The sequence below is a fragment of the Marininema halotolerans genome (assembly GCF_900116235.1).
Taxonomy (GTDB): domain Bacteria; phylum Bacillota; class Bacilli; order Thermoactinomycetales; family DSM-45169; genus Marininema; species Marininema halotolerans.
In genome coordinates this window covers 208,648-234,881 of record NZ_FPAA01000005.1, presented here as the reverse complement: position 1 = coordinate 234,881, position 26,234 = coordinate 208,648, and the positions used below count along the sequence as shown (strand labels likewise).

The 26,234-nt window shown below is 43.6% G+C and carries 36 protein-coding genes and 1 other annotated feature; of the genes, 10 read left to right on the top strand and 26 right to left on the bottom strand.

The window, feature by feature from the left end:
• Positions 1-18: 18 nt before the first annotated feature.
• From CHX35_RS08555 to CHX35_RS08515, 9 genes are all read right to left on the bottom strand, one after another.
• Positions 19-735, bottom strand: a complete 717-nt coding sequence (locus tag CHX35_RS08555) for a DUF2642 domain-containing protein (protein WP_091836572.1) — start codon at positions 733-735, stop codon at positions 19-21.
• A gap of 74 nt (positions 736-809) precedes the next feature.
• Complete coding sequence (aroF, locus tag CHX35_RS08550) at positions 810-1,823, bottom strand: 3-deoxy-7-phosphoheptulonate synthase (RefSeq protein ID WP_091836570.1); 1,014 nt, start codon at positions 1,821-1,823, stop codon at positions 810-812.
• Between the two features lie 66 nt (positions 1,824-1,889).
• Positions 1,890-2,131 (bottom strand) — a binding site (T-box leader).
• 67 nt (positions 2,132-2,198) lie between these two features.
• Entirely contained in the window at positions 2,199-2,471 is a 273-nt protein-coding gene (locus CHX35_RS08545; protein WP_091836569.1) for a hypothetical protein, read from the bottom strand.
• Positions 2,472-2,541: 70 nt separating this feature from the next.
• Entirely contained in the window at positions 2,542-3,216 is a 675-nt protein-coding gene (locus CHX35_RS08540) for a GDSL-type esterase/lipase family protein (protein ID WP_176391983.1), read from the bottom strand.
• A 23-nt stretch (positions 3,217-3,239) separates the two neighbouring features.
• Positions 3,240-4,250 (bottom strand): stage V sporulation protein AD, encoded by a 1,011-nt coding sequence (gene spoVAD / locus CHX35_RS08535; protein WP_091836565.1) that lies wholly within the window; start codon positions 4,248-4,250, stop codon positions 3,240-3,242.
• 13 nt (positions 4,251-4,263) lie between these two features.
• Positions 4,264-4,758: a stage V sporulation protein AC gene (gene spoVAC, locus CHX35_RS08530; protein ID WP_425435317.1), complete on the bottom strand. Its 495-nt coding sequence runs from the start codon at positions 4,756-4,758 to the stop codon at positions 4,264-4,266.
• 136 nt (positions 4,759-4,894) lie between these two features.
• Positions 4,895-5,107: a hypothetical protein gene (locus CHX35_RS08525; protein WP_091836564.1), complete on the bottom strand. Its 213-nt coding sequence runs from the start codon at positions 5,105-5,107 to the stop codon at positions 4,895-4,897.
• Between the two features lie 123 nt (positions 5,108-5,230).
• Positions 5,231-5,674: a CBS domain-containing protein gene (locus tag CHX35_RS08520; protein WP_091836562.1), complete on the bottom strand. Its 444-nt coding sequence runs from the start codon at positions 5,672-5,674 to the stop codon at positions 5,231-5,233.
• Positions 5,675-5,760: 86 nt separating this feature from the next.
• On the bottom strand, positions 5,761-6,444 hold the full coding sequence (locus CHX35_RS08515; RefSeq protein ID WP_091836560.1) for a DUF421 domain-containing protein: 684 nt from the start codon (positions 6,442-6,444) through the stop codon (positions 5,761-5,763).
• 266 nt (positions 6,445-6,710) lie between these two features.
• Between CHX35_RS08515 and CHX35_RS17260 the strand changes: the two genes are divergently transcribed.
• Genes CHX35_RS17260 through CHX35_RS08495 form a run of 5 tightly spaced genes read left to right on the top strand, consistent with a single transcriptional unit; the run spans position 6,711 to position 10,440 of the window.
• The gene (locus CHX35_RS17260; RefSeq protein ID WP_140413578.1) at positions 6,711-7,412 is read left to right on the top strand and encodes a hypothetical protein; all 702 of its coding nucleotides are present in this window, start codon (positions 6,711-6,713) and stop codon (positions 7,410-7,412) included.
• A gap of 5 nt (positions 7,413-7,417) precedes the next feature.
• Positions 7,418-7,810, top strand: a complete 393-nt coding sequence (locus tag CHX35_RS08510; protein ID WP_245838708.1) for a GntR family transcriptional regulator — start codon at positions 7,418-7,420, stop codon at positions 7,808-7,810.
• Complete coding sequence (locus tag CHX35_RS08505) at positions 7,797-8,501, top strand: ABC transporter ATP-binding protein (RefSeq protein WP_091836557.1); 705 nt, start codon at positions 7,797-7,799, stop codon at positions 8,499-8,501. The genes CHX35_RS08510 and CHX35_RS08505 overlap by 14 nt, the downstream gene beginning before the upstream one ends.
• A 48-nt stretch (positions 8,502-8,549) precedes the next feature.
• On the top strand, positions 8,550-9,470 hold the full coding sequence (locus tag CHX35_RS08500) for an ABC transporter ATP-binding protein (RefSeq protein WP_091836555.1): 921 nt from the start codon (positions 8,550-8,552) through the stop codon (positions 9,468-9,470).
• A complete protein-coding gene (locus CHX35_RS08495; RefSeq protein ID WP_091836553.1) occupies positions 9,463-10,440 on the top strand; it encodes an ABC transporter permease in 978 nt (325 codons plus the stop codon). Before CHX35_RS08500 ends, CHX35_RS08495 begins: the two co-directional genes overlap by 8 nt.
• Before the next feature lie 371 nt (positions 10,441-10,811).
• On the opposite strand, the gene CHX35_RS08490 is transcribed toward CHX35_RS08495, so the two are convergent.
• Positions 10,812-12,032: a M20 metallopeptidase family protein gene (locus CHX35_RS08490; RefSeq protein ID WP_245838707.1), complete on the bottom strand. Its 1,221-nt coding sequence runs from the start codon at positions 12,030-12,032 to the stop codon at positions 10,812-10,814.
• A gap of 164 nt (positions 12,033-12,196) precedes the next feature.
• Here CHX35_RS08490 and CHX35_RS08485 point away from each other — a divergent pair, with 164 nt between their 5' ends.
• Complete coding sequence (locus CHX35_RS08485; RefSeq protein ID WP_091836551.1) at positions 12,197-12,535, top strand: YugN family protein; 339 nt, start codon at positions 12,197-12,199, stop codon at positions 12,533-12,535.
• 56 nt (positions 12,536-12,591) lie between these two features.
• Here the strand turns inward: CHX35_RS08485 and CHX35_RS08480 are convergent, their stop codons facing one another.
• From CHX35_RS08480 to CHX35_RS08445, 8 genes are all read right to left on the bottom strand, one after another.
• Positions 12,592-12,969 carry an Asp23/Gls24 family envelope stress response protein gene (locus tag CHX35_RS08480; protein WP_091836549.1) on the bottom strand — a complete coding sequence of 126 codons (378 nt, stop codon included), beginning with the start codon at positions 12,967-12,969 and terminating at the stop codon, positions 12,592-12,594.
• 82 nt (positions 12,970-13,051) lie between these two features.
• Positions 13,052-13,903 (bottom strand): NYN domain-containing protein, encoded by an 852-nt coding sequence (locus tag CHX35_RS08475; RefSeq protein WP_091836548.1) that lies wholly within the window; start codon positions 13,901-13,903, stop codon positions 13,052-13,054.
• 280 nt (positions 13,904-14,183) lie between these two features.
• On the bottom strand, positions 14,184-14,405 hold the full coding sequence (locus CHX35_RS08470; RefSeq protein ID WP_091836546.1) for a hypothetical protein: 222 nt from the start codon (positions 14,403-14,405) through the stop codon (positions 14,184-14,186).
• A gap of 65 nt (positions 14,406-14,470) precedes the next feature.
• Positions 14,471-14,992 (bottom strand): CBS domain-containing protein, encoded by a 522-nt coding sequence (locus CHX35_RS08465; RefSeq protein WP_091836544.1) that lies wholly within the window; start codon positions 14,990-14,992, stop codon positions 14,471-14,473.
• Positions 14,989-15,276: a hypothetical protein gene (locus CHX35_RS08460; protein ID WP_091836542.1), complete on the bottom strand. Its 288-nt coding sequence runs from the start codon at positions 15,274-15,276 to the stop codon at positions 14,989-14,991. Before CHX35_RS08460 ends, CHX35_RS08465 begins: the two co-directional genes overlap by 4 nt.
• Positions 15,277-15,580: 304 nt before the next feature.
• Positions 15,581-16,147, bottom strand: coding sequence for a CBS domain-containing protein (locus tag CHX35_RS08455; RefSeq protein ID WP_091836540.1), 567 nt, complete (start codon positions 16,145-16,147; stop codon positions 15,581-15,583).
• Entirely contained in the window at positions 16,144-16,455 is a 312-nt protein-coding gene (locus tag CHX35_RS08450; RefSeq protein WP_091836538.1) for a hypothetical protein, read from the bottom strand. Before CHX35_RS08450 ends, CHX35_RS08455 begins: the two co-directional genes overlap by 4 nt.
• 189 nt (positions 16,456-16,644) lie before the next feature.
• The gene (locus CHX35_RS08445; protein WP_091836536.1) at positions 16,645-17,754 is read right to left on the bottom strand and encodes a citrate synthase/methylcitrate synthase; all 1,110 of its coding nucleotides are present in this window, start codon (positions 17,752-17,754) and stop codon (positions 16,645-16,647) included.
• Positions 17,755-17,870: 116 nt separating this feature from the next.
• On the opposite strand from CHX35_RS08445, the gene CHX35_RS08440 reads away from it, so the two are divergent.
• The gene (locus CHX35_RS08440) at positions 17,871-18,776 is read left to right on the top strand and encodes a LysR family transcriptional regulator (protein WP_091836534.1); all 906 of its coding nucleotides are present in this window, start codon (positions 17,871-17,873) and stop codon (positions 18,774-18,776) included.
• Positions 18,777-18,845: 69 nt separating this feature from the next.
• Here the strand turns inward: CHX35_RS08440 and CHX35_RS08435 are convergent, their stop codons facing one another.
• Positions 18,846-19,142: an Fpa/YlaN family protein gene (locus CHX35_RS08435; protein WP_091836533.1), complete on the bottom strand. Its 297-nt coding sequence runs from the start codon at positions 19,140-19,142 to the stop codon at positions 18,846-18,848.
• A gap of 202 nt (positions 19,143-19,344) precedes the next feature.
• Between CHX35_RS08435 and CHX35_RS08430 the strand changes: the two genes are divergently transcribed.
• Positions 19,345-19,710, top strand: coding sequence for a molybdopterin-binding protein (locus tag CHX35_RS08430; protein WP_091836531.1), 366 nt, complete (start codon positions 19,345-19,347; stop codon positions 19,708-19,710).
• A gap of 49 nt (positions 19,711-19,759) precedes the next feature.
• Here CHX35_RS08430 and CHX35_RS08425 read toward each other — a convergent pair whose 3' ends face one another.
• The 5 genes from CHX35_RS08425 to CHX35_RS08405 all read right to left on the bottom strand — a co-directional run bounded on the left by CHX35_RS08425 (position 19,760) and on the right by CHX35_RS08405 (position 23,378).
• Positions 19,760-20,251, bottom strand: a complete 492-nt coding sequence (locus CHX35_RS08425; RefSeq protein ID WP_342743126.1) for a PaaI family thioesterase — start codon at positions 20,249-20,251, stop codon at positions 19,760-19,762.
• 27 nt (positions 20,252-20,278) lie between these two features.
• Positions 20,279-21,331, bottom strand: a complete 1,053-nt coding sequence (locus CHX35_RS08420; RefSeq protein ID WP_091836529.1) for a M42 family metallopeptidase — start codon at positions 21,329-21,331, stop codon at positions 20,279-20,281.
• Between the two features lie 126 nt (positions 21,332-21,457).
• Positions 21,458-21,712 carry an AbrB/MazE/SpoVT family DNA-binding domain-containing protein gene (locus tag CHX35_RS08415; protein WP_091836528.1) on the bottom strand — a complete coding sequence of 85 codons (255 nt, stop codon included), beginning with the start codon at positions 21,710-21,712 and terminating at the stop codon, positions 21,458-21,460.
• A gap of 180 nt (positions 21,713-21,892) precedes the next feature.
• Complete coding sequence (locus tag CHX35_RS08410; protein ID WP_140413577.1) at positions 21,893-22,165, bottom strand: hypothetical protein; 273 nt, start codon at positions 22,163-22,165, stop codon at positions 21,893-21,895.
• Positions 22,166-22,262: 97 nt separating this feature from the next.
• Positions 22,263-23,378, bottom strand: a complete 1,116-nt coding sequence (locus CHX35_RS08405) for an aminopeptidase (RefSeq protein WP_091836525.1) — start codon at positions 23,376-23,378, stop codon at positions 22,263-22,265.
• Positions 23,379-23,586: 208 nt separating this feature from the next.
• Between CHX35_RS08405 and CHX35_RS08400 the strand changes: the two genes are divergently transcribed.
• Positions 23,587-24,090, top strand: coding sequence for a GAF domain-containing protein (locus CHX35_RS08400; RefSeq protein ID WP_176391982.1), 504 nt, complete (start codon positions 23,587-23,589; stop codon positions 24,088-24,090).
• A gap of 40 nt (positions 24,091-24,130) precedes the next feature.
• On the opposite strand, the gene CHX35_RS08395 is transcribed toward CHX35_RS08400, so the two are convergent.
• Both CHX35_RS08395 and CHX35_RS08390 read right to left on the bottom strand, forming a co-directional pair.
• A complete protein-coding gene (locus tag CHX35_RS08395) occupies positions 24,131-24,544 on the bottom strand; it encodes an NUDIX hydrolase (RefSeq protein ID WP_091836523.1) in 414 nt (137 codons plus the stop codon).
• Positions 24,545-24,581: 37 nt separating this feature from the next.
• Entirely contained in the window at positions 24,582-25,058 is a 477-nt protein-coding gene (locus tag CHX35_RS08390; RefSeq protein ID WP_091836522.1) for a PaaI family thioesterase, read from the bottom strand.
• Positions 25,059-25,236: 178 nt separating this feature from the next.
• Here CHX35_RS08390 and CHX35_RS08385 point away from each other — a divergent pair, with 178 nt between their 5' ends.
• Positions 25,237-26,157: a diacylglycerol/lipid kinase family protein gene (locus CHX35_RS08385; protein WP_091836520.1), complete on the top strand. Its 921-nt coding sequence runs from the start codon at positions 25,237-25,239 to the stop codon at positions 26,155-26,157.
• Positions 26,158-26,234 lie beyond the last annotated feature (77 nt).

The following is a 26,234-nucleotide window of genomic DNA, read 5'->3' as shown; positions in this document are numbered from 1 at the left end:
CTTTTATAGCCGCTTGTTTTATTTCTTTTCCATGGGTGAGACGTACACAATCGCATCCCAGCGAACATGAATTTTGCGATCATCTTTTTCTACAATCATATGGTCAGGATGGATAGAGATTACTTCTCCTTCTAAGCTCCCAACGTAAGTCTCTATTTGTACATCTTGACCAATCACTTGGGACATGTGCTGAGCGAGGAATCCTCTTCCCCTTCGTCCACGTCCACGAAACATTCGAGCAAGGGGCGATTTAAGTCCACCCTCTTCTTTTCCTGCTTCAGGGGGAAATGGAGGCATCAATCCAGGACCCATAGGAGGCATTTCATCCATGAATCCCATGGGCATCATTCCGGGCATCATCCCAGGTTGCATTCCGGGCATCATCCCTGGCTGCATTCCGGGCATCATCCCAGGCTGCATTCCAGGCATCATCCCAGGTTGCATTCCAGGCATCATCCCAGGTTGCATTCCAGGCATCATCCCAGGTTGCATTCCAGGCATCATCCCAGGTTGCATTCCAGGCATCATCCCTGGCTGCATTCCAGGCATCATCCCAGGTTGTGTCCATGGTATTCTGGGTTGCATCCCAGGTTGTGTCCAAGGCAATTTAGGTTGATATCCCTGATAAGGAAACACGGGAGCATTCAGCTGTCCATTTCCTCCTCCTGGATAAGAGGAGGAAATGGACGATGCTGGCAATTGTGATTGCTCAACATCCGATTCATTCGTCGTCACATTTGTCACCCCATTTGGTAGGCTCTCTTCTAGCCTATGCAGGTGCCCACCATTAGGAACCACTTTGGGGACGATTATCGGTTACTGAATCCCATCACTTGCAGGGAGGCTAAATCATCCATTAACCCGTGGAAGTTTTCTAAAGTAAGGGACTGCGGTCCATCTGAAAGTGCCTCTTCCGGTTTAGGATGAATCTCTACCATTAATCCATCCGCTCCAGCTGCAATCGCCGCCCGTGACATGGGAGCCACATATCGGCACACACCCGTTCCATGACTTGGATCAACAATAATTGGCAGGTGGGATAAATGTTTAATGATTGGAACCGCGGATAAGTCCAAGGTGTTTCGGGTGTGGGTTTCAAATGTCCGTATCCCTCGTTCACATAAAATTACATTGGGATTTCCTTCTGATAAAATATATTCAGCTGACATTAGCCACTCTTCAATCGTCGCTGATAATCCGCGTTTTAGCATCACCGGTTTATTTGTCCGACCAATCTTTTTTAATAAATGGAAATTTTGCATGTTCCGTGCACCTAACTGCAAAATATCCACATATTCCGCAACAAGATCCAGGTTTTCAGGATCCATCACTTCCGAAATAATTGGCAATCCTGTCTCTTCCCTTGCTTCTGCTAACAGTTTTAATCCTTCTTCACCTAATCCTTGAAAGGAGTATGGTGAGGAACGTGGTTTAAAAGCTCCTCCACGCAGGATATGACCTCCCGCTTTTTTGACAGCATGGGCACTTTGTAGAATTTGCTCCCGACTTTCTACAGAACATGGTCCAGCCATCATCACCGGACTCCCATTACCAATCTCAATCCCTCGAACAGAAATCCGACTCGGTTCAGGATGAAAGCTTCTACTTGCCAGCTTAAAAGGCTCGCTCACATGAACCACCTTTTCCACTCCAGCAAACCGCTGGACAGGTATCTGCAATAACGTTTGTTTATTTCCAATCAAGCCAAGGATGGTTTTGTCGACTCCTTTAGAATAGTGGACCTGTACCCCCTTCGCTTCCAATGCCTCTACAATATGATCCGTTTGTTCTTTGGTAGCATTTTGCTCTAAAACAATGATCATCCTGCACATCCTCCTTTCAAAGCCATTTATTATGATAGTTAAAATCCAAACAAAAAATCCCCGCCCATAAGGGACGAGGAGTCTCGCGGTACCACCCTTTTTGAACCTCACGGTTCCACTTAGGGTTGCATACCCCATATGGGCATACAACATCCTGTTAACGGTGGACGGCCGGAGGGAGTTCCGAAGAGACCCCTCAGCTCCGAGGTTGTATTTCAGAAGAGGGACCGATATCGGCTCCCAGCTACACCGACTCTCTGGTATCGGAAAGTTCCACCCTTCTTACTGATCCCCTTCAACGCGTTTAAGCGTATAAGTGAGAAAGTATTGACGATAACGTACCATACATTTCGAGAATGTGTCAATATACTTTTTTTATGAAGTGCCTTCGATGCGTATGCTTTCTTGTAATCCTTCCCAAATCATCAGACCTTTTTCTACTCGAAAATCCTTTTCACCATGACTCTGATCTAGCCAAGATAATAACTTTTGTGCGGTTTGAACTTGGGCTAACAATAATTGATGTCGCACATTTTCAGAGTATAGCTCCTGCTCTTTTTTAGTAATCATTTGATGGGTTTCCATTCGTTCTTGTAGGGGCTCCGGACGAAAAAAAGGTGCCCCTCCCTCTCGAAGGTTTCCCTGCATAACCATCCCCTGCCTTTGAACGTACTTCAAGGTATGGTTTGAATGCCTAAAAGGTGATTAATCATAAGGATTAACACATTGAACCTTCTGGAGAGGGATCCACGGGTACAACCTCTACCATCTCCTGGCTGGTCAACGGTTGTAAAAATAAGTGAGCTAACGCATCATAGCCTAGCTGATTAGGGTGAACCTCATCTGCAAAATAATCATGACGGTGTAAAAATGCTTCGAAGGGATTTACCATGTGTACATCAAACTTACGGCATAATTGTGTATAACTAACATTCATTGATTGAAGCGCCTTTGATGCCACTGCAAAACCTAGTTCATAAGCGGGTACGGGTACATAAAAGCCCATCATGTGCATCGAAGCTTCCGGATTAAGGCGCCGAACTAGTGTTAGTATTTTTTCTGCATGGCTCCGAACACCGCGAATGGTATGAATTAAACTTGTCAACCCTGCTCCTTGTTCAAACCAGTCAATAAAATCACATCCACCCGTTGTAATGGTGATATGTGAAGCCCTAGGAATCGCTTTTAGAAGAGCCGCCGTTCGTAGTAATTCATATAAATCCTTCGATGTAAGACCGGAAATCCCCATATTCTGCACCCGACAGTGATCCGTTTTTCGTATATTGCTAAATAACTGAGCTACCAAATGACGATCCGGTCGTTCCGCGCCAACTCCCTCCGTCAGTGAATCACCAACCGCAAGGTATGTGATCGACTTATTTGATTCACTCATTGCCATTCCTCCTCTCCTGATGATCAATCCATCTCCAGTGTTACAGCATGGGCCACACAGGGGATCGATTCCCCTTGTTGATACGTAACCGGGTTCATTAATGCGCCTGTCGCCACAACCATCACACGAGAAAGTTTTCCTCGCTTCATTTCGTCAATGAGGTGACTGTAAACCACTAGCGCACTACTTGCACAACCGCTTCCCCCAGCAAAACTTTGTTGATCCTCTCGATAAATCATCAATCCACAATCCCTAAAATTCTTCCCCATGTTATACCCTCGATCAGCGAGAAGATCCGTTGCGATGGGGTGACCCACACTGGCTAAATCTCCAGTGACGATCAAATCATAATCATGGGGTTGGTTTCCTGTATCGTTTAAGTGCGCCTCAATCGTGTCAACCGCAGCAGGTGCCATTGCAGACCCCATATCAAAGGGATTTTTTAAACCCATGTCTACAACTTTACCGATCGTAGCAAAACGCACCCTGGGACCTGAGCCTTTTGTCCCTAACACACCCGCTCCTGAACCTGTTACCGTCCATTGCGCTGTATCTGGCTTTTGCCCTCCATATTCAGTTGGATACCGATACTGCCTTTCTGCTGTGCTATTATGGCTACTTGCAGCCACAACGGCAATATCACAAAAGCCTGCCTCTACCATCATGGCTCCTGTGGTCAAGGTCAACATGGATGCAGAGCAAGCACCAAACATGCCCATTAAGGGAATTTGATGCGTACGTGCGGTGAAGGAGGCACTAATATTTTGATTAAGAAGGTCCCCCGCTAAAAAGATATCAATCTGATCATTGGATAACGAAATCTTTTTGATGGCCATCTCCACAGCATCTTCCATCATTTTCTGTTCAGCTTTTTCCCAGGATTCTTGTCCTGCATAGTTATCTGGATAGATACGGTCCAACTCAGAATGTAAAATCCCCTCTCCTTCCTTTGGACCCCCGACCGCAGCGGAGGAAATCACCCTCACTCCACTCTCGAAGGAGAAGGTTTGCTGACCAATACGCTTTTTTGCCATAACTTCTCCCTCCTTAGGTCATCATGGTGATTAAGGTCCGTATAACGCCAACAACAAAAGCGGAAACCGTTCCCCATACAATCACCGAACCGGCTAACTTAAACATATTGCCGCCTACACCGAGTACATATCCTTCGGTGTAGTGTTCTAACGCCGCCGAAGAAATGGAATTTGCAAATCCTGTAACAGGAACCGCTGATCCTGCGCCTGCCCACTGACCAATTTCGTCGTAAATACCTAAGCCTGTCAGGAGACAGGATAAAAAAATTAATGTAGCTACAGTAGGATCCCCAGCCCTGTCCGGAGCAAAATCAAACCATTTAATATACATGATTTGCACCAATTGACCCAGATCACAAATAAGCCCACCGATAAGGAATGCTTTGAGGCAATTAATCAATACCTTTGGCTTTGGGCGATACTTGCCCGCAAACTCTTGATAATCTTTCTGTTCTTTCTCTTGTTGTGAGTTGGTTTTCTGCTTGTGATCCGTATCCGTCATCTTCATGATTGCCTCCCATCATTCATCGCCTTTCTTAGAATTCGAAGTTGCCTTGTCGATTATTCAATCATCCAAAACCGGATACTACCGTCCCGTCCGCAAAAAAAACCGGAGGACCTCCATCCCTCCGGTCCTTCGTGTATTAATCGACTTCTAGATCCATCTTCATCCACTTTCTACGGCAAAACATCCATCCACTCATCCACAAAAATGCCATTCCAAAACCAAAGACTGTCCAGCCCATTCCTTGTTTACAGCGATGTTTTGCCATCGCCCTTTCTTCTACAAACAAACGACACATTCCCATAAGTGCCATGATTGCTCCTAAGAGCACAATTTTTTTTCCTTTCCTCATCGTATCCCTCCTTGTGCTCTTACTATGACCGGTTAATCTCCCTTTGTTGAATGGAACTTTTACCCACAAAAAATACGGTCATGAAGCGGTAGACGCTTCATAACCGTATTTTCAAACAGGGTTTTAAGTAAGTTGTTCCCCAGGCTCAGGATCTGGTATATTACTTGAAATGTTACTGAGAGCGACACCAGCGTGCCCTGAAAACGTTTCTCGGGCAGCTAAATCGCCAAGGGCTACAATCCCTACAAGTTGATTGTTTTCGACAACCGGCAGTCGACGAACTTGGTTCTCTGCCATGAGGCGTGAAGCATCATCAACGGACATATCCGGGGTACCCGTAATCACATTGGCTGTCATTACGTCAGCAACCATCGCGGCAGCATTATTATTCGCTACCGAACGGAGAACAACATCCCGATCCGTTACCACGCCTCTAAGCATTCCGTTCTCTACTACAGGGATCACACCAACATTAAGTTGACTCATCAAATTAGCTGCCTGCTGAACCGAATCCTGTGGTGTTACAGATGCTACTTGACTGGTCATGATATCACGTAATTGGCTCATACATACTCCCTCCTTTTCACGTTCTATGATTTTTATCTCCCTCACTTTTTATACGCCTTCTGGAAAAAACTTAAATGAAGACCCCCTCAATCCTCTCGCTTATCTACATAAAGCTCCCCATTGGTTTCCATCGCCGCATAAAACACATTGCGTAAAGAACCGACCGAGGCATTTTTACGCAACTCCTTCATCAACCATTTACCGTCCTTTCCAAGGTGTCGCAAATTTTCATAGATGACTTGCCCATCCACAACAAGTTCCATTGGTGTTTGCAAGGACTGATTGGCGTTTATACCTAAATCTTTTCCGGTTATTGGTTGATACTCGGGTTTTAAGAGCACAGACATTTCTCCTGAACTCTCTAATACGGCCAATTGCACATTGGAGACATCAAATACATCTTTCTCTCTTAACAATTGCATGATCTCACTAATCGTAAATCGGTTTTTACGAATATTATTCTCAAGAATTTTCCCATTGGATATTACAATTACAGGTTCTCCCTGCAACCATCGACTGGCACGACGACTTTTTAAAGAAAGATAGGACAAGCTAAAGGTTAAGAGCACAAATAAGACGAGACCAAAAAAATGAACCAATGTATGATCATCAATATCCGTTGCCATATCGGCAGCAATCGAACCGAAGGTGATCCCATTTACGTATTCAAAAAATGTCATCTCAGCAATTTGTTGTTTTCCTAAAAATATGGTCAAAACAAGAATCGTTGCAAAGGCTAAAATGGTTTGATAAAACACCTCAAAATACATCAAAAGGAGTCACTTCCATTTCATTATAGTGAAGGAGGATATCCCCTATTATTTCCCAAATATCCAGAAACAATCGTTTGTTTGAAACAAATTGCATGGCCTTTGCAACCCACTATGTTCTGGATAAAAAATCCAATTGACACGATCCGCGCCCTTGTGTATTATTACATTAGTACATTATTGAACTAGGTGATTAGTACACTGTTATTATGACTTGTGACACGCTATCCTTAGTTCCTAGACACTTTTAAGGGGGTTACGTCCACATGTCACCCACGCTGGGAATGTTAAAGAAAGATTTTCGAATGATTCGCTTCCGCTTTATTATGTTTACTATTTTTCTATTCCTGAGTATGTTTACTCACTTCCAGTGGAATAGCGGAATTCACTTGGGAGCCTTCTCGTTATTTTTTTACTTATTTTATGTTCCTGCATTCGTTTGGGCAGGCCTTCATACTGAAGGAAAAAATCTTCATCAATGGCTTCATAATCCTTTGCCCGCCTGGCGACTACTTAGTTCAAAAGTCTTCATTGCTATCCTCACTTTCATCCCACTGTTGATCGGAAGCATTGCGATTACGCTGTTTCTTAACAACCAGGATCATAAAGGGTTCTATTCAATCAACTTCCCTCCATTCACCACATTTCTTTATATTGTCGCTATTGTGTTATTAATTACCTTGTTCTTAGTATCCCTAGTCTGCCTTTTATGGACAACGTATCATGGCATCCGTCAATTCACTGAAAAGTGGGCGTGGGTTCTAAATGTCCTTTTGCTATTTATTTATAACTGGATCTTAGTTCGTCTTGCTCATTCAGCAATATCATGGATTCCCGTAGTATATAGCCAATGGAAGATCGGTACTCACTCTTATATCAATCTCATTGTCCTAGGATTCATCACAATGTTGACGATCATCCAATTTGCGATTGCTTGTTGGATTTTAGACCGGAAAGTCGAGGTGTAAAACCTGTGGCTGTTCAATATGATCAATCAAGCCCGATCTATTTACAACTCGCCGAAAAAATACGAAGGCGAATTCTTCGACATGAACTCGACCCTGGTGATAAAATGCCCTCCGTTCGTGATATGGCAGTCCAATCCAATGTCAACCCCAATACCGTTCAACGCACATACAGTGAGTTAGAAAGAATGGGGATTGTAGAGAGTCGACGGGGACAAGGAACATTTATTACAGAAAATGAAGAACGACTTGAACAACTCCGGGATGAGATGCGCCAATCTCAAATTGCATCCTTCGTCGAAGGGATGAACGAGATGGGATTTACTTCGAAGGAAATCCTATCAGGATTAACCCACTACCTAGAACAACATGAGGAGGCGTCTACCCATGATACAACTTGAAAATGTGAGTAAACGTTACCTGCGAAAAACCGCACTCACGGATATTACATTCACAGTACCCCCAGGGTCAATCACTGGTATAATCGGTGAAAATGGTAGTGGTAAATCGACCCTATTAAAATTGATGGCGGGTCTCGTTCGACCTAGCCATGGTACAGTCTCTTTCCATTCAAAAAAAGTCACCCGCCAAATTGCAAATCAAGTCGCTTACCTATCCGAGAGAGAGCTCGCCTATTCTTTTTTTACTATTGGCGAAATGATGAATTGGCAAGCCTCCCAATTTGTTGATTTTGATCACACATTAGCCCATGAGATTCTAGACTTTATGAAACTGGATCCGAAAACAACCATTAAGCACCTATCCAAAGGAAATCAGGCGAGAGTTAAAATTCTGCTCACTCTTGCCCGCAAAGCTCCTGTCATTCTTATGGATGAACCACTCTCCGGCTTAGATCCTATGGTGCGCGATTCCATTATCAAAGGCTTAATCTCTTTCGTAGACTTCGATCGGCAAACACTGGTGATCACCACCCATGAAGTGGACGAAATGGAGCCCCTACTTGATCAGATCATCGCCATTCGACAAGGGGCACTTATCGAACAAATCGCCGTTGAAGATTTACGTTCCCGGGAAGGTGTCGGTATTCGCGAATGGATGAACCAAACCTATACAAAAGCCACAAATCATTGATTGACCCATCATTTAAAATAAAAACCACCATCATATAGGAGGTTGATCATGTCACAAAAACCTGTCTTACACGCGCAAGGGTTAACAAAAGTCATTGGCAACAAAAAACTGGTCAACAACATCGATTTAACGATCTATCCAGGGGAAATCTTTGGGTTCTTAGGACCCAATGGTGCGGGTAAAACAACAACCATCCGCATGCTTGTAGGATTGGCCGATATGACAGCTGGCAAGGTAACCATTGCTGGGTATGATCTAGAAAAACACTTTGAGAAAGCAATTTCTCATGTAGGTGGGATCGTTGAAAATCCTGAAATGTATAAATTTTTAACAGGCTATCAAAATTTGATTCACTACTGGCGCATGTGTAAAGGGGTTCCAAAATCTCGGATTGATGAAGTCGTTAACCAAGTGGGATTAGAAAAACGAATCCATGACAAAGTAAAAACCTATTCTTTAGGCATGCGGCAACGACTCGGAATTGCCCAAGCGCTCCTTCATTCTCCCTCCTTGCTCATATTGGACGAGCCTACGAATGGCCTCGATCCAAAAGGAGTCAAAGAGATGCGTGAGCATTTACTCCAATTAGCACGTGAAGAAAATATGGCTGTCCTGGTCTCCAGTCATCAACTTGCAGAAATGGAGCTCATGTGCGACCGCATTGGAATTATCCAAAATGGTTCCCTTATTGGTGTAAAGGAAATGCGTGAATTCAGGGATGAACCCACACGCAAAATTCGCATCATCGCAGATCCCATTCAAAAAGCTCATCAACTTTTGCAACAATTTCTTAATACCCCAGTGGAACAACAAGATCATGCTCTTATCATGGAAGTTGAACATGAAAAAATACCAGATATCAATCATTTTCTTGTTAATGAGAACATTAAAATTTATGCCATTATGCATATCAATCAAACCCTGGAAGATCGCTTCCTTGAAATGACAGGGGGAAATAGCATTGCCTAATTTTCTAAGACTGCTACAAAATGAAAATATGAAAATCTATCGTCGAACAGGCACCCTTGCGATGATCGGCATTTTGATTCTGGTCACCATTGCCTTTGCCTCTATCACCAAGTATGATGAGAGCGGCTATCTCTTTGGAGCACCCACAAAACAAAATAATTGGCAAACAGAACTTCAACAGCAGATCACACACGACAAACAAAGTCTACAAGAAGAGGATCTTCCTAAGCCTTACCTCGATTCCCTAAAGGAACAAATCGCACTTAATCAATATCGTCTCGATCACGATATATCTCCGAATGAGGGAACGTTATGGGGATTTATGGTAAATACCGACTCCCTTACTGCGCTTATCGTATTATTTACAATCATTGTCGCATCGATTAGTGTAGCAGGAGAGTTTACTTGGGGAACGATCAAACTCCTGATGATTCGTTCATCCACCCGGTCTAAAATTCTTTTGTCTAAATATCTAGCCACCTTGGGTTTTGCTGTCTCAATGTTAATCGTACTTTTCCTCTTTTCACTCACTTGTGGAGCGTTGCTTTATGGTGTAGGAAATTTATCCTCCCCATATCTCGTGTATGAACATGGGGGAGTTGTGGAAAAAAGCATGGTGCTGCATATCTTTACGCTTTATGGTTTAAGGTGTGTGAGTCTTCTTATGATGGTAACCTTTGCCTTCATGATTTCAACGGTCTTCCGATCCTCATCGTTAGCGATAGGACTTTCAATATTTTTAACCTTTACAGGGAACACCATCGTCGGAATCCTAAGCGGAATGAATGTATCCTGGGCCAAGTACATCTTGTTTGCCAATATCGATCTCACTCCTTACTTTCAAGGAAGTGCTCCCCTTGAGGGAATGAGCCTTTCCTTTTCCATCATCGTATTATCTATCTACTATCTAATCTTTATGGCGCTCACCTGGATTCTTTTTAACAAACGTGATATTGTCTCTGGGGATTAAGAAGAAAATCAGTTGTTGATCACTACAATCGTAGTAGAAAACATTTGCTTTCTATTCCGTATCCTTAGTAGAATAAATGAGAGGCTTGAGTTGCAATACTGCAATCTCAAGCCTCTTTTATTTCACAGATATTTAATGGTCAGCAAACAAACGAAATCTCTGACTGAGTAAGTATTTTTAATGGAATCGGAGGTAATCCCATTGATCAGTGCACTTGGTATACCCGGCTTAATACTATCAGCCATCTTGATAGTGGGAGTTGTAGTTTTTATCTATTTCGCAACTAAAAATTGGATTGATTTTTTTCGTAACCGCCACCACTGATTTAAATTTGCTATAAGAAAATCTTAATTTCGAGGGATTTATCAAGATTAGGAACGCGAAAGATTTTGAACAATGGTTTGATCATGGGTAGTTAGATAATCGATGCCACTACGAATTAATAATTCAGCGGATGTTTTCATGACTCGTTCATCAAAGTTAAAGCGAGGATGATGATGCGGATAAGTATACCCCTTCTCCTCATTTCCAGCACCCACCATGGCAAAACAGCCAGGAATTTTATGCAGATAATAGGAAAAGTCCTCGCCCGCCATTAAAGGTGAAATCTCCCACGTATTTTTATCCCCTATCATCGATTGGGCAACCTTGATCATTCTTTTGGCTTCTGTCCCATCATTAACAACCGGTGGATACCCCCAATCATATTGAATCTCACACTGTGCACCCACCATTTCGCAGGTTTGCTTGGTGGTGCGTTCAATTTGTTCTTTTAGCATTTGCCGTATGTCTGGATCAAAAGAACGTACGGTTCCATCGATTACACAACGTTCAGCAATGATATTGTAGGCCTTTCCTCCATGAACATGCCCCACGGAGATGACACCCGATTGTAGCGGATTAAGGCGACGACTAATAATCGATTGTAGATTAACGATGAGATGAGAAGCTGCCACAATCGCATCCGTTGTGGTATGTGGAAGTCCCCCATGTCCACCCTTCCCAATCACCTCAATATGAAAGGAGTCCGCAGCTGCCATCAGTCTACCTTCACGTAAACCGATTATCCCATAAGGAAAAGGGGTCCATAAGTGAACACCATAAATTGCATCCACACCATCTAGGGCATGGTCAGCAATCATCGCCTGTGCACCACCTGGAACAACCTCTTCTGCGTGTTGAAAAAGTAGGACAAATCTTCCCGCTATCTCCTCACGTATTTCCGCCAGAATTTCAGCAACGCCAAGGAGTGAGGCCGTATGACCATCATGTCCACAAGCATGCATGACGCCCGGTACACGGGATCGATACGGACAATCTTCTTTTTCATCCTGGATCGGAAGGGCATCCATGTCCGCTCGTAAAGCCACTGTTTTACCAGGCTTGCCTCCTTCTAATATACCGACTACCCCTCTTCCACCCACATTTGTTCGTACATGAAATCCTAATTGTTGCAAAATTTCAGCAACGCGACGCGGAGTGTTCTCCTCACAAAATGATAGTTCTGGTGCTTGATGGAATTCTCTTCGCAATTGAACCATCTTAGGGAATATTGCTTCGATTCGCGCACGCAAATCATTCATCGAATGCATATTCAATCACACCTTTCTTTCCTTATTTCCTTAAATGATTCACCCAAAATTCTGATCGTAGATAACCCTTCGACAACCTCCGTCATATTGCGTGATTCCTTGGAAAATACTATGATGATAAAGAATCCCCCGTGGAAAGACTACCCAGAGGAGGAGTAAATCCGATGATCTTAGCAGATACCGGGATAAAAGGCATTCGAGGTACTTTTGGTGATGTAGAAAAAACCATGCTCAAGGCAGGTTTTGTACGTTGGTCCTGGGACTATGGAAAAGCAAATTTTGATATGAAATTCTCCAACGAAGAATCGGACTACTATTTGCGTATTCAAGCTCATACTACACAAGGGGCACTAGAGAATCCAAAAGCAAAAGTGGTTCTTGATAAGCCCATTTTTGTTCGACACATTTTTCCACACGGCCTTGATTCATCAGCATCAATCCCTGAGGCTTTTCAAGAAAAGATCGATAAAGCCATCGCCTCCATTAAAGAAGATTTATCTTAATATAGTAAGTATATCGAAAAAAGCCTGGCAATATATCAGCCAGGCTTTTTAATAATTTATTTTATAGAACGCTCAGGTTCAGTACTCTCTTCTTTGAAGTAGACACCTTCTACTTTCACATTCACTTCAACGACAGACAGTCCCGTCATCGTTTCCACTGCTTCCTTAACATTCACCTGTAAATCACGAGAGAGTTCATGAATTTTTGTACCATAATCCACAATGACTCGCAAATCAATAGCTGTCTCCACTTGACCTACTTCGACGGTAACCCCTTTAGTAACGTTCTTTCCACTGACACGTTTTGCCCATCCTTCAGTGATTCCGCCTGACATCCCAGCAATGCCTTTCGTTTTTGTAGCCGCTAAGCCTGCAATTACTGCGACAACATCATCTGCGATGCGGATAGCTCCCTCGGATCCATATTCAGCCATTTAAACAACCCTCCCTTTGCTCTACAAGAAAACACCCTTTCAATGACACCGATCTTACCAAAGTACCTTTATTATAACACAATCAATCAACGATATCTGTGGGCCTTTCGCCGATCACACGATACCCAGCAATACGTAACACTTTACGAACTTGTGGATGTTCCATGTTTACTTGGTAACCATAATAAATATTTCCATCAACTGCAATTTCATAAGGTTCTAAATATCTTCCATGAACTAACTTATTAAAAAGTGATGCTGCATCTTCCTCCGATATCCCAAACCGTTTAACCAAATCCTTACGAATCCAACTGGCTCCATAACTTTTACCGCTATTATTCGGATCCTGATACCATTCATAAATTTGAACCAATCCATCATGAACTAAACGATCCATTTGCGATAGGTTTTGGAATTGACGAATATGAAGGAAGTCAAATAAGTTGTAAACCTCATCGCAAAAGTCTTCCATTCGTGCTGTTTTCGACCAACTTTCATCTTGTAAACAAAAGAGTTCAACACGTTTACCGCGGGACCACAATCGATCAAGTAAAGGTACCATATCCTGATCAGCACTGACGATGACGAACGTATCAATCTCTGGAATTTGATGCAAGATATCCATAGCATCCAAACATAATTGAATATCGGCAGCATTTTTCCGTTCATCACCCCCCCGTCCATTCCCATATACCTGATGGATATGGACATGCTTCTTTTGAAGGCTATTCATGGATATCTCTTGATTTAGCACATCAAAATCAGCATAGGCTTCCATCATCCTTACATTCGTTCGCCCATAATGTTCCCTCAGTTGAAGAAAAAGATTGTGTCGGGGCTCTGGATGATCAGGATCTACGTGGTATTTTTTCAAACCGTAAAATACGTTCTCATAATCAATTAATATCGCGACCGACCGAACCGGATGAGACATCAGTCATCCTCCCAAAAGGCTCCTAGAGCAATCATGGATTCTTATTCAACAACAAACTTTACAAACTCCCTGATATCAGGGCAATCAGTTACCCAAGTGCCTTCGATTTTGACAACCTTCGATTGCTCCTGCCTACCTTTGACTTACAAGTGGTACAATTACCATCTTACTCTCAGCACTCTTCATCTTGCAACATTTTAAACAAGCATTCTCCACCTTTCTCTCTTGCAAAAGACATCCTGCCCAGATCGGACAAGATGCCTTTAATTAATTAATCGTTTTAATTCTGGATTAATGAGCTCCATCCTTTTTTCCGAACCTTCTTTACCGTTTTTTTACCATTCTCGGTTTGCAAATAAGCGGCTGTACCAGCTACTGCAGAGACCAGCCCACCAATAGCGATTCCTGTTGTTTTTAACCAGGTGGAATTTTCCTTTTTTCGTCCATTCGTAAACCACTTGCTTTCCTTTTTCTTCTTTTGGAATAGTTTATCAAACTTCATCCAATCACTCCTTTAATATTGTGCTATATTAGCGAATTACCCTTTTCCCAAAATTTTAAACATTTTTATTTTGGTTGTTCCGACCGTTGCATCATCCATAATGCAACTGCACCTGTCACCATCATGCCAGTAGCAATGGCTTTTTTCCATGGAAATGGTTGAATTCGAGGTGGATTTGGGGTCAGTGTCTGACTTAACACTTCGCCTACCTCTTCTCCCATTCCATCCATGACCGCTAGGTCTGCCAAGGTAATCAGACCGATGTATTTTCCTTTGTCGACTACGGGTAGCCACCGAGTATGGCGCTTCTCCATCTGTCGCAAAGCTTGCTCTGGTGTCATCTTCAACTTAGCAACTGGAGGACGACGATTCATCACCTTTTTAACAGGTAATCGATATCCACGTTTGCCCACTGCCCCAGAGAGCATCATATCCCGGGCAGTTAACGTACCCACCAATTTTTCGCCATCACAGACTGGCATGAATTCCAACCCTTGTTCCGCCATTCGATCCACAACTTCGCCGAGTCGATCCGATGGTGTACAGCCCTCCACCTCTTTATTCATTTGATCGTTGAGTGTTGTCATGAGCCACTCCCCGCCTTTACTATAAACATGTTATCGTCTTCTTTTGTTCCATCATCTTCTACCATCTCATTGGATGGTACTCGCTTCGGACTCGCCAATTCAGTGAAGGATTGAGAAGCATCCATTCCCTCAACTCCCCAATCCGTTGAAAGTTGTCCCATGAACTCTTCCGATACTTCTCGGGCACGGCGCGCCCATTCGGGCTTCCAGATCAAAGCGGCTCCAACCGCAATCCCACCCATCGCAATTCCCATCCACAATAAACCTTTATTCTCCTTCGCCATCAGCCCCGACCCCTTCCACCAATCAATATCGTAACACCTTAACCGTCAACCTTTGTTGGTTATGTAAAGTTCTCTTCATTCGACCTGGTGTTCTTCAGGCCATTAAGCATTTTGATAATTAACGTCAACCAACACCCAGAAAATTATACAAATGGTTGCTGATCGTTGCACATGGATTGTAAGGAGAACCCAGCGGAATTGAAGGTTTTCTATACATAGAAAATCACCATTCACATTGTGATCGTACCTTCACCCTCTCTTCATTGTGTTCATCAATTAAAGAAATGGAGGAAAAACTCCTCCATTAATCACGAGATTTTAGCGCTAACAACGCACCTGCCCCTAATAATACGCCTGCAACCATCATGCCTACTTTATAACCCGACTCCTTTTTTTCACCTTTACGAGAAAGTTGATGATAAGCTTGCCCTGCCTCGTGCGAAAGGGATTTTTCCGCTGCAAGATCTGCTAACGTGACGATCCCGGCTACCTTCCCATTATCCACCACTGTCACGCACGCGGTACCATGCTTCTCCATGAGCTGAATCGCTTCTTTCGGAGAATCCTTTAATCCTCCGACAGGAGGCTTCTTCCTCATCAATTTATGGATGCGTTGCGTAGGACCTTGATTGACCATTCCTTCGAGAAGATCTCGATCCCAAACGATCCCGACCAATTTTCCCCCTTGGAATACAGGAAGGTATTCTACCCCTTTACGCTTCATCTTTTTAAGTACTGCCTGGGCGCGATCAGTAGGTTGACAACGAAGCTTTTGTCCCACTATTTTCCCCTTAATAAAGTCCCCTAAAGCAACCTCACTCGACTTTCCACTGCCGCTTATGATTCCGTTGCTCGCTTTGGAATGAATCATTTTGAATCATCCTTGTTCGTGATTGCACCAAGGGGCTCTTCTTCGGATGATTCGGAAGGTTCTGCAGTGATTTCGAGGTATTTTTGTTTATCTTCTCCAGCCATCCTCTCCGAGGAATCTGATGAAGGGTTTTGTCTACTATTTCGTAAATGATTTACCTTCCAATAAAGATCCTTCGAAGTATTTTTCACCTTTGTACGTGCCTCTGAATTGAGCAGAACCGCCGCACCTGTTGCTAAGGTCCCTACAGCCATGCCAAGCAACAAGCTACCTGAATTCCATTCTTGTTTTCGCTTCTTCCTTAACATCAAACCCCTCCTAGCAATAATCAGAATCTTTACTCCTTCTTAATCTCTTCCTGATTTGCGAGAGGTTAAAACATCATCTTTCAACTCCAACTTTCTCTATGAAGTCACTTCTCGTTCTTTTTCACACATCAATTACTACTTTTATTATCAAATGAACAAACTATCCTATAGGTTCTACATAAAAACCCATCAAAGACTTTGATTTTTATTTTTTAGTTGTGGACCGATATATTCAGATTGAGGACGGATAATACGATCCATCTTGGCTTGTTCAAAGATATGGGCACACCAACCTGCGATACGACTGGCTGTAAAGGTAGGTGTATAGAGTTCCCTTGGAAGTTTCACAGCACCTAATACGGCAGAAGCATAGTATTCCACATTGGTATATAAATTTCGTCCCGGCTTTAACTCTTGGAGGACATCCAATGCAACCCTTTCCACTTCCAATGCAAGCTGAAATCGTTCTTCCTTACCCGCTAGTTCCTTTGCCACCTGTCGTAAGGCCTGGGCCCGTGGATCTTGGGTTTTATAAATTCGATGTCCAAACCCCATCAACTTTTCCCCTGCTAGGATTCGATTTCGTATCCACTGGCCTGCCTGGGAAGGTTCATGGATCTCATCAAGCATGCCCGCCACTTCAGATGGTGCACCTCCATGAAGGGGTCCTTTCATTGCACCTATCGCTGCGGTTACACATGAAAAGATATCGGAACGTGTGGAGGAAACCACACGGGCTGCAAATGTTGATGCATTGAGTCCATGCTCCACAGTCAGAACAAAGTAAGCATCTAAGGCACGCACATGTGCAGGATTTGGTTCGATCCCCTGAAGTAGGTATAAAAAGTAAGCAGCATGGGAGAGATCACTGCGCTCTTTCGGATAGGGATTTCCCTTAAGAAAATGATAGCGGTAGGCAATTATGGCTGGAATTTTCGCTAAGAGTGAGAGACCCTGCTCCCACCTAGGGGGCCAAAACTTATCCCCACCAGCTTGGGCGGATACGACTGTTCGTAAAACATCCATCATTTCCATCTCACGAGGAAGTTCCTCCAACAGTCGGTGAAGAAAAGGCGAAAGAGACCGATTACTCACCCATGCTGCCCGAAACTGATTGGCTTCCTCTTGAGTAGGTAAATGCCCATTCCATAACAAGTAGACCACTTTTTCAAAGGAGTGGTTTGTTGCCAACCAATCTGCTGAATATCCGTGATAAATTAATTCCCCACGCTGACCATCCACGTGGGAAAGTTCCGTTTCTGTTGCCACGATTCCTTCAAGTCCAAGTGCTTTTTTCACTTTGGATCACTCCTTATTCTCTGTTAACTCCATCCTACTCGAGACGATTACCAAAATCTAATTTAACTATTTTGTCACTATGATAAAATATTTTTATCAATCATCTGGAGGATCCTATGAATCTCACCCTCGCTCAACTTCGTACCTTTCTTGAAGTCGCTCAAGCAAAAAACTTTCGTCAAGCCGCAGATCACCTCCAATTGACTCAACCAGCGGTAAGTGCTCAGATTCGCACCCTTGAGAGTGAACTAAATGCCCCACTTTTACACCGCCAACGTGTCGCTCTTACACCTGCTGGAGCCACATTCCTCCCCTTTGCCCGTCAAATCCTTGCACTTGCTGAGGATAGTCAACAAGCGGTGAATGATTCTGTCGGGAATACCAAAGGGCGTATCACCCTTGGAACTTCCTCCAGTGTTGCTACTGCGATTCTCCCCCGTCTCATCCGCTATTTTCAGAAGGACCACCCCGATGTTCACATTACCGTGCATACCTTACCTGAAGAACGCATCTGGCAAGGCATGATGGAACGTCAACTCGATTGGGCCATTCACTATGGTCCTTTGCCGCCCATGATTCATAAGGAAAAGTGGGAGCCATTTCTACTCTATATGGATACCCTCACACTTGTTGCTTCCATCGATCACCCCTTGGCGAATACAGCCTATGTTTCTTTAGATCAACTCACTGAGTCCACCCTCATCTCCTTCACCCCTGAAAGTCCTGAGAGAAAGGTAATTGATAACTTATTGCATGAACAGCACCCACCCCTAAAGATGAGTGTGGAATTATCAAGTGCCGAGGAAATCAAGCGGATGGTTCATTATGGACTGGGTGTTGCTTTCATTCCTCGCATGAGTTTAGACCCTCAAACGGATCAGGGATTACGTGTCATTCGAGTACCCGCACTCCATCAACAAATTCCGATTACACTGATTCGTCTCAAGGAGCGGTATCACTCACATGTCATGGAACGTTTTCTAGCCGATATACGCGGAATCTATCCACCTGAATGGACATAACTGCATACAAAAAAACCGATTCGTCTCGAATCGGTTACGTATCGTCATTCTCGAAGATCCACTTATCGATCAACCCTGTTGGTTAGGTGAAGGAAGAACGAGTGAATACAATTGGGCTAATTTTTGCTCCAACTCACTGAGAATTTCCTTCCCATGGGTACGGGTAATCAATCCAGCACGAACGGCGAAATCAATTTCGCGGGAGAGCCCAAACATTTGTGTGTCCAAAACCTCCTCATAAAGAGGACACTTTGGAGCTGTTAGATTCTCAAGTTGTACCGCGATCAACTGTTCTATTTTATTAGCATCATCCCGCAACAATTGCTGGGCGCGCTGGGACAGATCGGTCTGAGTAGGTGTCGTCAACGTTACCCCCCCAATCAACAATCAATCATTCCGAACCATTTCGACGTACACTACTGCAAGTTTACCACGCCCCCCTAGTATTTGCAAAGAAAGGAGAGCCAGCATTCGTAGACGTTTTCATGCCCCGATTTGTCTGACTTACGGATTCTTAGTATAATGGGAAATTACACGGACATCTTGTTAGGTCAGGAGAGTTTTGCCGATGGAAGCCATTATCCTAATTACAGGGAAAGTAAATCATACAGTTACCCTGGATCCAACACTATGGATTTTTGATGAGCGTCGATTTGAGATGAAAGAATATTTCCCTGATATTGACGGTTTAGGGATGGAATTTGCCCCGTTTCTCGCCCATGCTGAACCCCAAGTGGATGCGGATCATGTGGTTCTTCATCAACAAGATGGGACCCAGATCCCCCTCTCACTCAAGGCAGCCCAGCAAGCCATTCTTCAATTTGCTGAACAGGGAAAGCCCATTGGCTCTGATGGACCTGCTCTTTTTTATTTAAATGATGGATCGCATAGAAATCAACCCATTGGATCGATTAGAAAAGTCGAAGTAAAGTAGCAAAAAGGGGGGCCATAAATTGGCCCCCTTTTTGCTAAAGGTATGCTCATTATGATCCCCGATTGGACCATTTCTGAATGGCAAACGTTCCTGTCGTAAGTGCGATTAATGTGCCTCGTTCGTTTTCCACCCGGCAATCAGCGACTGCTAATGTCTCTCCCAAACGAATCAACCTTGCGGTTGATATCAACTCTTGGCCAAGTCCAGGTTGCAAATAATTTGTCTTCATCTCCACGGTGACAGCAAACTTTTCAGAAGGTAAACTCCTATTAACAAGAGAACCCATCGTTGAATCGGCAATGGTTGCTGTAATCCCACCATGAACAATTCCACCCCGATTTAACATATAGGAGGTAATTGGTACTTTGAACTGGTACTCCCTCTCGCTAATAAACTCCCCACGTAGTCCTAAAAATCCAGAGGGGTACGCGCTTTGTCGTTCTTGTTTCTGTTTAATGGCTTGTACAGCCAGACCCATTATTTCAAGTTCTTCAGCTGTACCATTCGATAGAATATCTAGCACCTCTTTTTTCAAGTCCATTACATGCCTCCAACCGAATCGCTTCTCTTAGAGCGATTCCGTCTGAATATAATGATAGAGTAGGCGATACGTATGATGAAGGGCATCCATATGAGTACGCTCATTTGCATGAGAAGCATCCACACCCGGCCCCACTAGCCCATGAATAAGGTCATAGCCCGCTCGGACAGCAGCACTTGCATCGGAACCGTAGTGAGGATAGATATCCACATGATAGGTAATATCGTGCAGTTCTGCGAGATCGATCAACTTATTACGTAACCCAAAGTGATAGGGCCCACTGGAATCTTTGGCGCAAATCGATACACAATATTCATCCGTGGTCAACACATCCCCAATCGCTCCCATATCTACGGCTAGGTATTCTCGTACGTTTGCAGGAATACTGGAATTAGCTCCAAATCCCACTTCCTCATAGTTACTAAAGTAAAAATGAGTATCTAATAACGGCTTCTTACCTTCTCGAACGAATTGAATCAACAGCTCCAATAATATTGCCGCACTTGCTTTATCATCCATGTGACGTCCCTTAATAAAGCCGGATTCAGTCACTTCAACACGTGGGTCAAACGATACAAAATCACCCACTTCAATTCCTAAGCCCCGCACATCCTCGGCATTTTTTACACGGGCATCCAAACGGACTTCCATATTTTCCTCTGTTCGCTTTTGATCCCTTGCGTCATCATAAACGTGAACCGATGTATGAGTGGCCAACAAGGTCCCTCGTATCCGTTTGCCTTTCCTTGTTTCTACCGAACAATAAACTCCCTCGGCTGTTGTCCAAGCAAAGCCCCCGATGTTTGTCAGTCGGAGTCTACCATTCCCTTTGATTTCCTTTACCATACCACCCAAGGTATCGACATGAGCTGTCAAAAGACGTGCTGGGGAATTTTTTTCTCCCTTAAGCGTAGCTAATAACCCTCCCTTTGCTGTTCTTTCCATCTGAATCTGTCCTTTATAGGGGGTTAACCGTTCTTCTAAGTATTGAATCGCTTCTTCCGCATATCCCGTTGGACTTGGGATATTTACCAGGCGGACAAGGGAATCCACAATCGACTCTTGAGGTACCTTTGTCATTTTCACATAGCCTCCTCTGTATTAAATTCTTTTCATATCGATTATAGCAAGCCCGTCCACCTACGTACAAAAAGGAAGCCCAATAGGCTCCCTTTCTCTCTTCTCTTCTTTCTATCTTGGAACGAATTAACTACCCTCGATGGCGGATCCAAGTTCGTAAAGACAATCCTCACAGACGTTTTTTTGTCGATATTGCATCACTTTTTCCACTTGGCCACAAAAGATGCATGATGGACTGTATTTTTTCAAAATCACATTCGTGCCATCCACATAAATCTCTAAAGGATCTCGAACATCAATGTCCATTGTACGCCGGAGCTCGACTGGCAAAACAATGCGACCCAACTCGTCCACTTTCCGTACAATTCCCGTCGCCTTCATCCTTCCACCTCCATAGACGGAACTATCCTATATATACCACGATATTCCTTATTGAAACCCACAAACCCCCTTTAACTCTCTAGGAAGAATAGCCATGTCTTAAACCATGATTATCTTCTATATATTCTGAATTGCGCATCTAATATCCTCTGAATTTCGACATTTTTTCAAAAGGATACATTATGGATCTCTCCGATTTTTCCACCATCCAAAATACCCAATGCTTCCCATGAGGGTGAATCCCCCTCCTAGCAGTGCCACCCACACCGTTATGCCAATGACATTTAACCAATAAAGACTGGGAGCGACGTTAATCCAATGGATATCCTCACCCTTTTGTACAATCGCTACCTGAGAAGGTGTCAATCCCATCGCTAAAATAAATCCGATTATCAAGCTAATCAACGTTCCCTTTCCTACAATGGTATACCATTGACGATGCATTTTCTTCACATGGATCCCCTCTTTCATCTCTCCTTTCTCTACTCTATGAAAACACTGTCACATCTTTCCCTCAAAAAAGGCGATCAGGTTACTGATCGCCTTTTCTTTACGCCTTTAAGTTTTCAGGATTCAGTGCGAGCAAGTCTTCACTTACAAACATTCCATCCTTACGAACTAACTCCCCATCAAAGTACATCTCGCCCCCACCATAATCAGGACGTTGAATGTTTACGATATCCCAATGGATGGCCGATTTATTCCCGTTGTTCGCTTCTTCATAGGCTCGCCCTGGGGTAAAGTGAAAACTACCGTTAATTTTTTCATCAAAGAGCGTATCATTCATGGGATGATGGATATCCGGATTCACACCGATGGCAAACTCACCAATGTATCGAGCCCCTTCATCGGTATCTAAGATTTCGTTAAGACGTTGTGAATTATTGGAGGTCGCCTTGATAATCTTCCCGTTTTCAAACTCAAATCGGATACTGTCGAAGGTGGTCCCTTGATAGATCGTTGACGTATTGTAGGTTAATACCCCATTCACTGATTCTCTCACGGGTGCGGTGTACACTTCTCCATCCGGTATATTACATTCCCCTGCACATTTAATCGCAGGAATTCCTTTAATCGAAAAGGTTAGATCCGTACCTGGGCCTTTGATTCGCACCTCATCCGTACGATTCATTCGATCCACTAAGGGTTGCATCGCTTTTTCCATCCGTTGATAATCCACGGTACAGACATTGAAGTAGAAATCTTCAAAGGCCTCTGTGCTCATCTTGGCAAGTTGTGCCATGGATGGATCAGGCCAACGCATGATGACCCAACGCGTATGATTTACCCGATGGGTATGAACTAGATTTCCGTAATTCTCCGAGTAAAGCTTCATTTTATCCGCAGGCACATCAGCCAGTTCATTGATATTAAAGCTACCACGGATCCCAATATAACAATCCATTTTTTTCATTCGCTCATAATCAAAATGAGCCATCCGATCCATATGTTCTGCAGTCATATTTAACAACTGTGCACGCAAGAGGGATTGATCATTTAAGTTAAAATGTGGATATGCACCCACTTGATAAATTTCCGCAATTAAGGCACGGGCCAAATCCCGCCCCCCACCAAACACATCAATCAGGACATGTTCCCCTTTTTGCACCGAAATGGAATGATGGACAAGTTGCCGAGCCATTTGTAAAATCCTTTGGTCACGCATTGGTTATCTCCTCTACCTATGTATTGTTTGGATAATCCCAAACCCTATTTGTTATTCTAACATGAAGCCTTTGTCAGTGCAGGTCACCCCTTATGCTTTTCCTATCAAATTGCCACTCATTCAAGAAGCGAGTAGAATGGGATATATCCTATATAAAGAACAGGCTCTACTGTAATGAATCATCAACGAACAAAGTGAGGTGCTCCTCTTGCTATCCATTCAACAAGTAGAGGGAGATAAGAACTCCCGTTACGAAGGTATTTTTAATCAGGCGAAGGGCCTTTTTCACGACGAGAGGGATTGGCTTGCCAATATGGCCAATAGCGCCTCTCTTCTTTACCATACTTTAGGAGAGGTCAATTGGGTGGGCTATTATCTTCTAAAGGAGAATGAGTTGGTTCTTGGACCCTTTATGGGTTTGCCTGCTTGTATTCGAATTGGAATCGGGCAGGGTGTATGCGGAACGGCTGTCAAAGAGAAAAGAACACAACGGGTTCCGGATGTTCATGCCTTTCCCGGCCATATCGCTTGCGATGCTGCGACGCGTTCTGAAATTGTTATCCCTATCCAAGTGAATGGGAACGTACTTGCTGTTTTAGATATTGACAGTCCCCAACCCGAGCGATTTGATCAGATGGATCAGCAACACCTAGAATCCTTTGTTCAATTATTAACGGAAAGTACAGATTGGACACACGTTCCGACTAAATAAGCGAAGCCCACTGGGGCTTCGCTTATTTAGATACAACCTATCACTCCATATAGATACGGTAAGCACGACGAATCTCTTCTTTCATCCACTCCGGATAAGGAGACGTGGAAAGATCACCCATCGCTGTCCATTGATAACTTTCATGTTCAGAGCTTAACCGAACCTGTCCCTGAGGTTGTTGACAAGCAAATTTAATAATGATTAGATGCTTTTCCTCTTGAAGATCATCATAAATGTATGCCGGCCCAATAACTCGAACCGATAAACCTGTCTCTTCTTTCACTTCTCGATAAAGAGCATCCATCAAAGGTTCAGAGGGCTCAAGTCCCCCACCTGGAAAATCCCATCCATGGTGATCTCGCGCACTTCGTTCTGCTGGAGACTTACGTAATACCAATACGCGATCTTGATTAAAAATAATTGCCTTAGCGGCAATTTTATACGGTTTTTTCATTGTTGATCCTCTCCACTTCTTGACGGTGCGAGGATAATCAGCTCTGGCTGAAGAACGTACTAGAAGCTCGGGCGATCAGCTTTTCTTCCTCATCCCACACTTTCGTCTCCATGACGATAATGGTGCGCCCTTTCTTAATAACCTGAGTCTCTGAAGTAAGCCATCCTTCCATTGCTGGTTTTAGAAAGCTCACATTTAAATCCAGTGTGACAGATCGACGCTCGGTACCCACTTCTTTAAATACCGTGGAACCCATTGCGGTATCAATAAAAGTAGCCGTAATTCCTCCATGGAGCATCTTATATCGATTTCTCAATTCATCAGTAACCAACATCCGATGACAGTGAACCGCTCGTTCCTCGTCATAACCGATGGATTGGAAATTCATCACTTCTTCAATATAAGCCAGAGGGCTGATCCGCGCCCGTTTTAAAGCTTGTACTAATTTATGAATCGTCTCAACTTCGTTCTCATTAAGATCTTGCAACTCTTTCCATAAACCTTCTAACGTCATAATCAATTCCTCTTTCTCACACGGTTGTCGGGAAAGTCCCCTCTCAGGTGATCAATAATCTCTTCATACCATACCACATCTTATAGATAAGCGAAAACTTCTCACCCCAAGGTGTACAACGCCTTCCAAAAGGGAATCTAAAAAACGATCATGACCGTAAATAGAAAGGGTGGAAGTTATGCAGCGTGTTGCTCTCATCCTCAATCCCTCAGCGGGACAAGGACAGCTTATTGAACTACTCGATACCATACTTGCTCAATTACAGGAACACTTTGAGCAGGTGTCCCTCTATAAAACCACTCAGCCAGGAGATGGCGCAAAGAAGGTTGCCGAGATTGCCCAGGATGTCGATGTCATCATTGCCGCCGGAGGCGATGGAACGGTTCACGAGCTTGTTAACGCCGTTTGCGCTTTAGATAAACGTCCCACTTTTGCAATCTTACCTGGCGGAACATGCAATGACTTTTGTCGCGCTATCGGGATTAGTCAGGATCCTTTAGTGGCTCTCGAGCAAATTCTACGTAAAAAAAGCCTTCAAGTTGATGTTGGCCATAGTAGCCAAGGCCGTTATTTTCTCAACTTTTGGGGAATCGGTTTAATCACCCAGGTCTCCGAAAACATTTCTAATGAACAAAAGGAACGACTCGGGCGGCTTGCCTATTATTTTAGTGCCGCACAAAATATTCTTGACCCTACTCCTTTTCACCTCAAAGCAACCATTGGTCAAACGATTCAATTTGAAGGTAATGCCACGATGATTATCATAGGAAATGGATCCTTTATTGGGGGAGTTCAAGGATTCTTTCCCCATAGCCGTATTAATGATCACCGCCTTGATGTCCTTATCGTTAAAGAAAACTCCCTGGCAAGCATCTGGTCGATGCTTCTTTCCAACTGGAAAAACGACTGGCCAGAGAGTGAACACCTTCAATACTTTCATACTGATAAACTTTCCATAACGACATCTCCAGATCAATCCATTGACTGTGATGGAGAAAAGGAAGGAACTACTCCTGTCGACATTCAGGTTCTTCCCCATCACCTTACGGTATTGGTCGGCGATATGGAGGAAGAAACCCGAGCTGTTGACTCCTATTAATTGTAAAACAATAAACCATCCCTTAGGAATAATGAGCAACAAATCGGTCAATTAAAGTAACCAAATAGTCCCATATC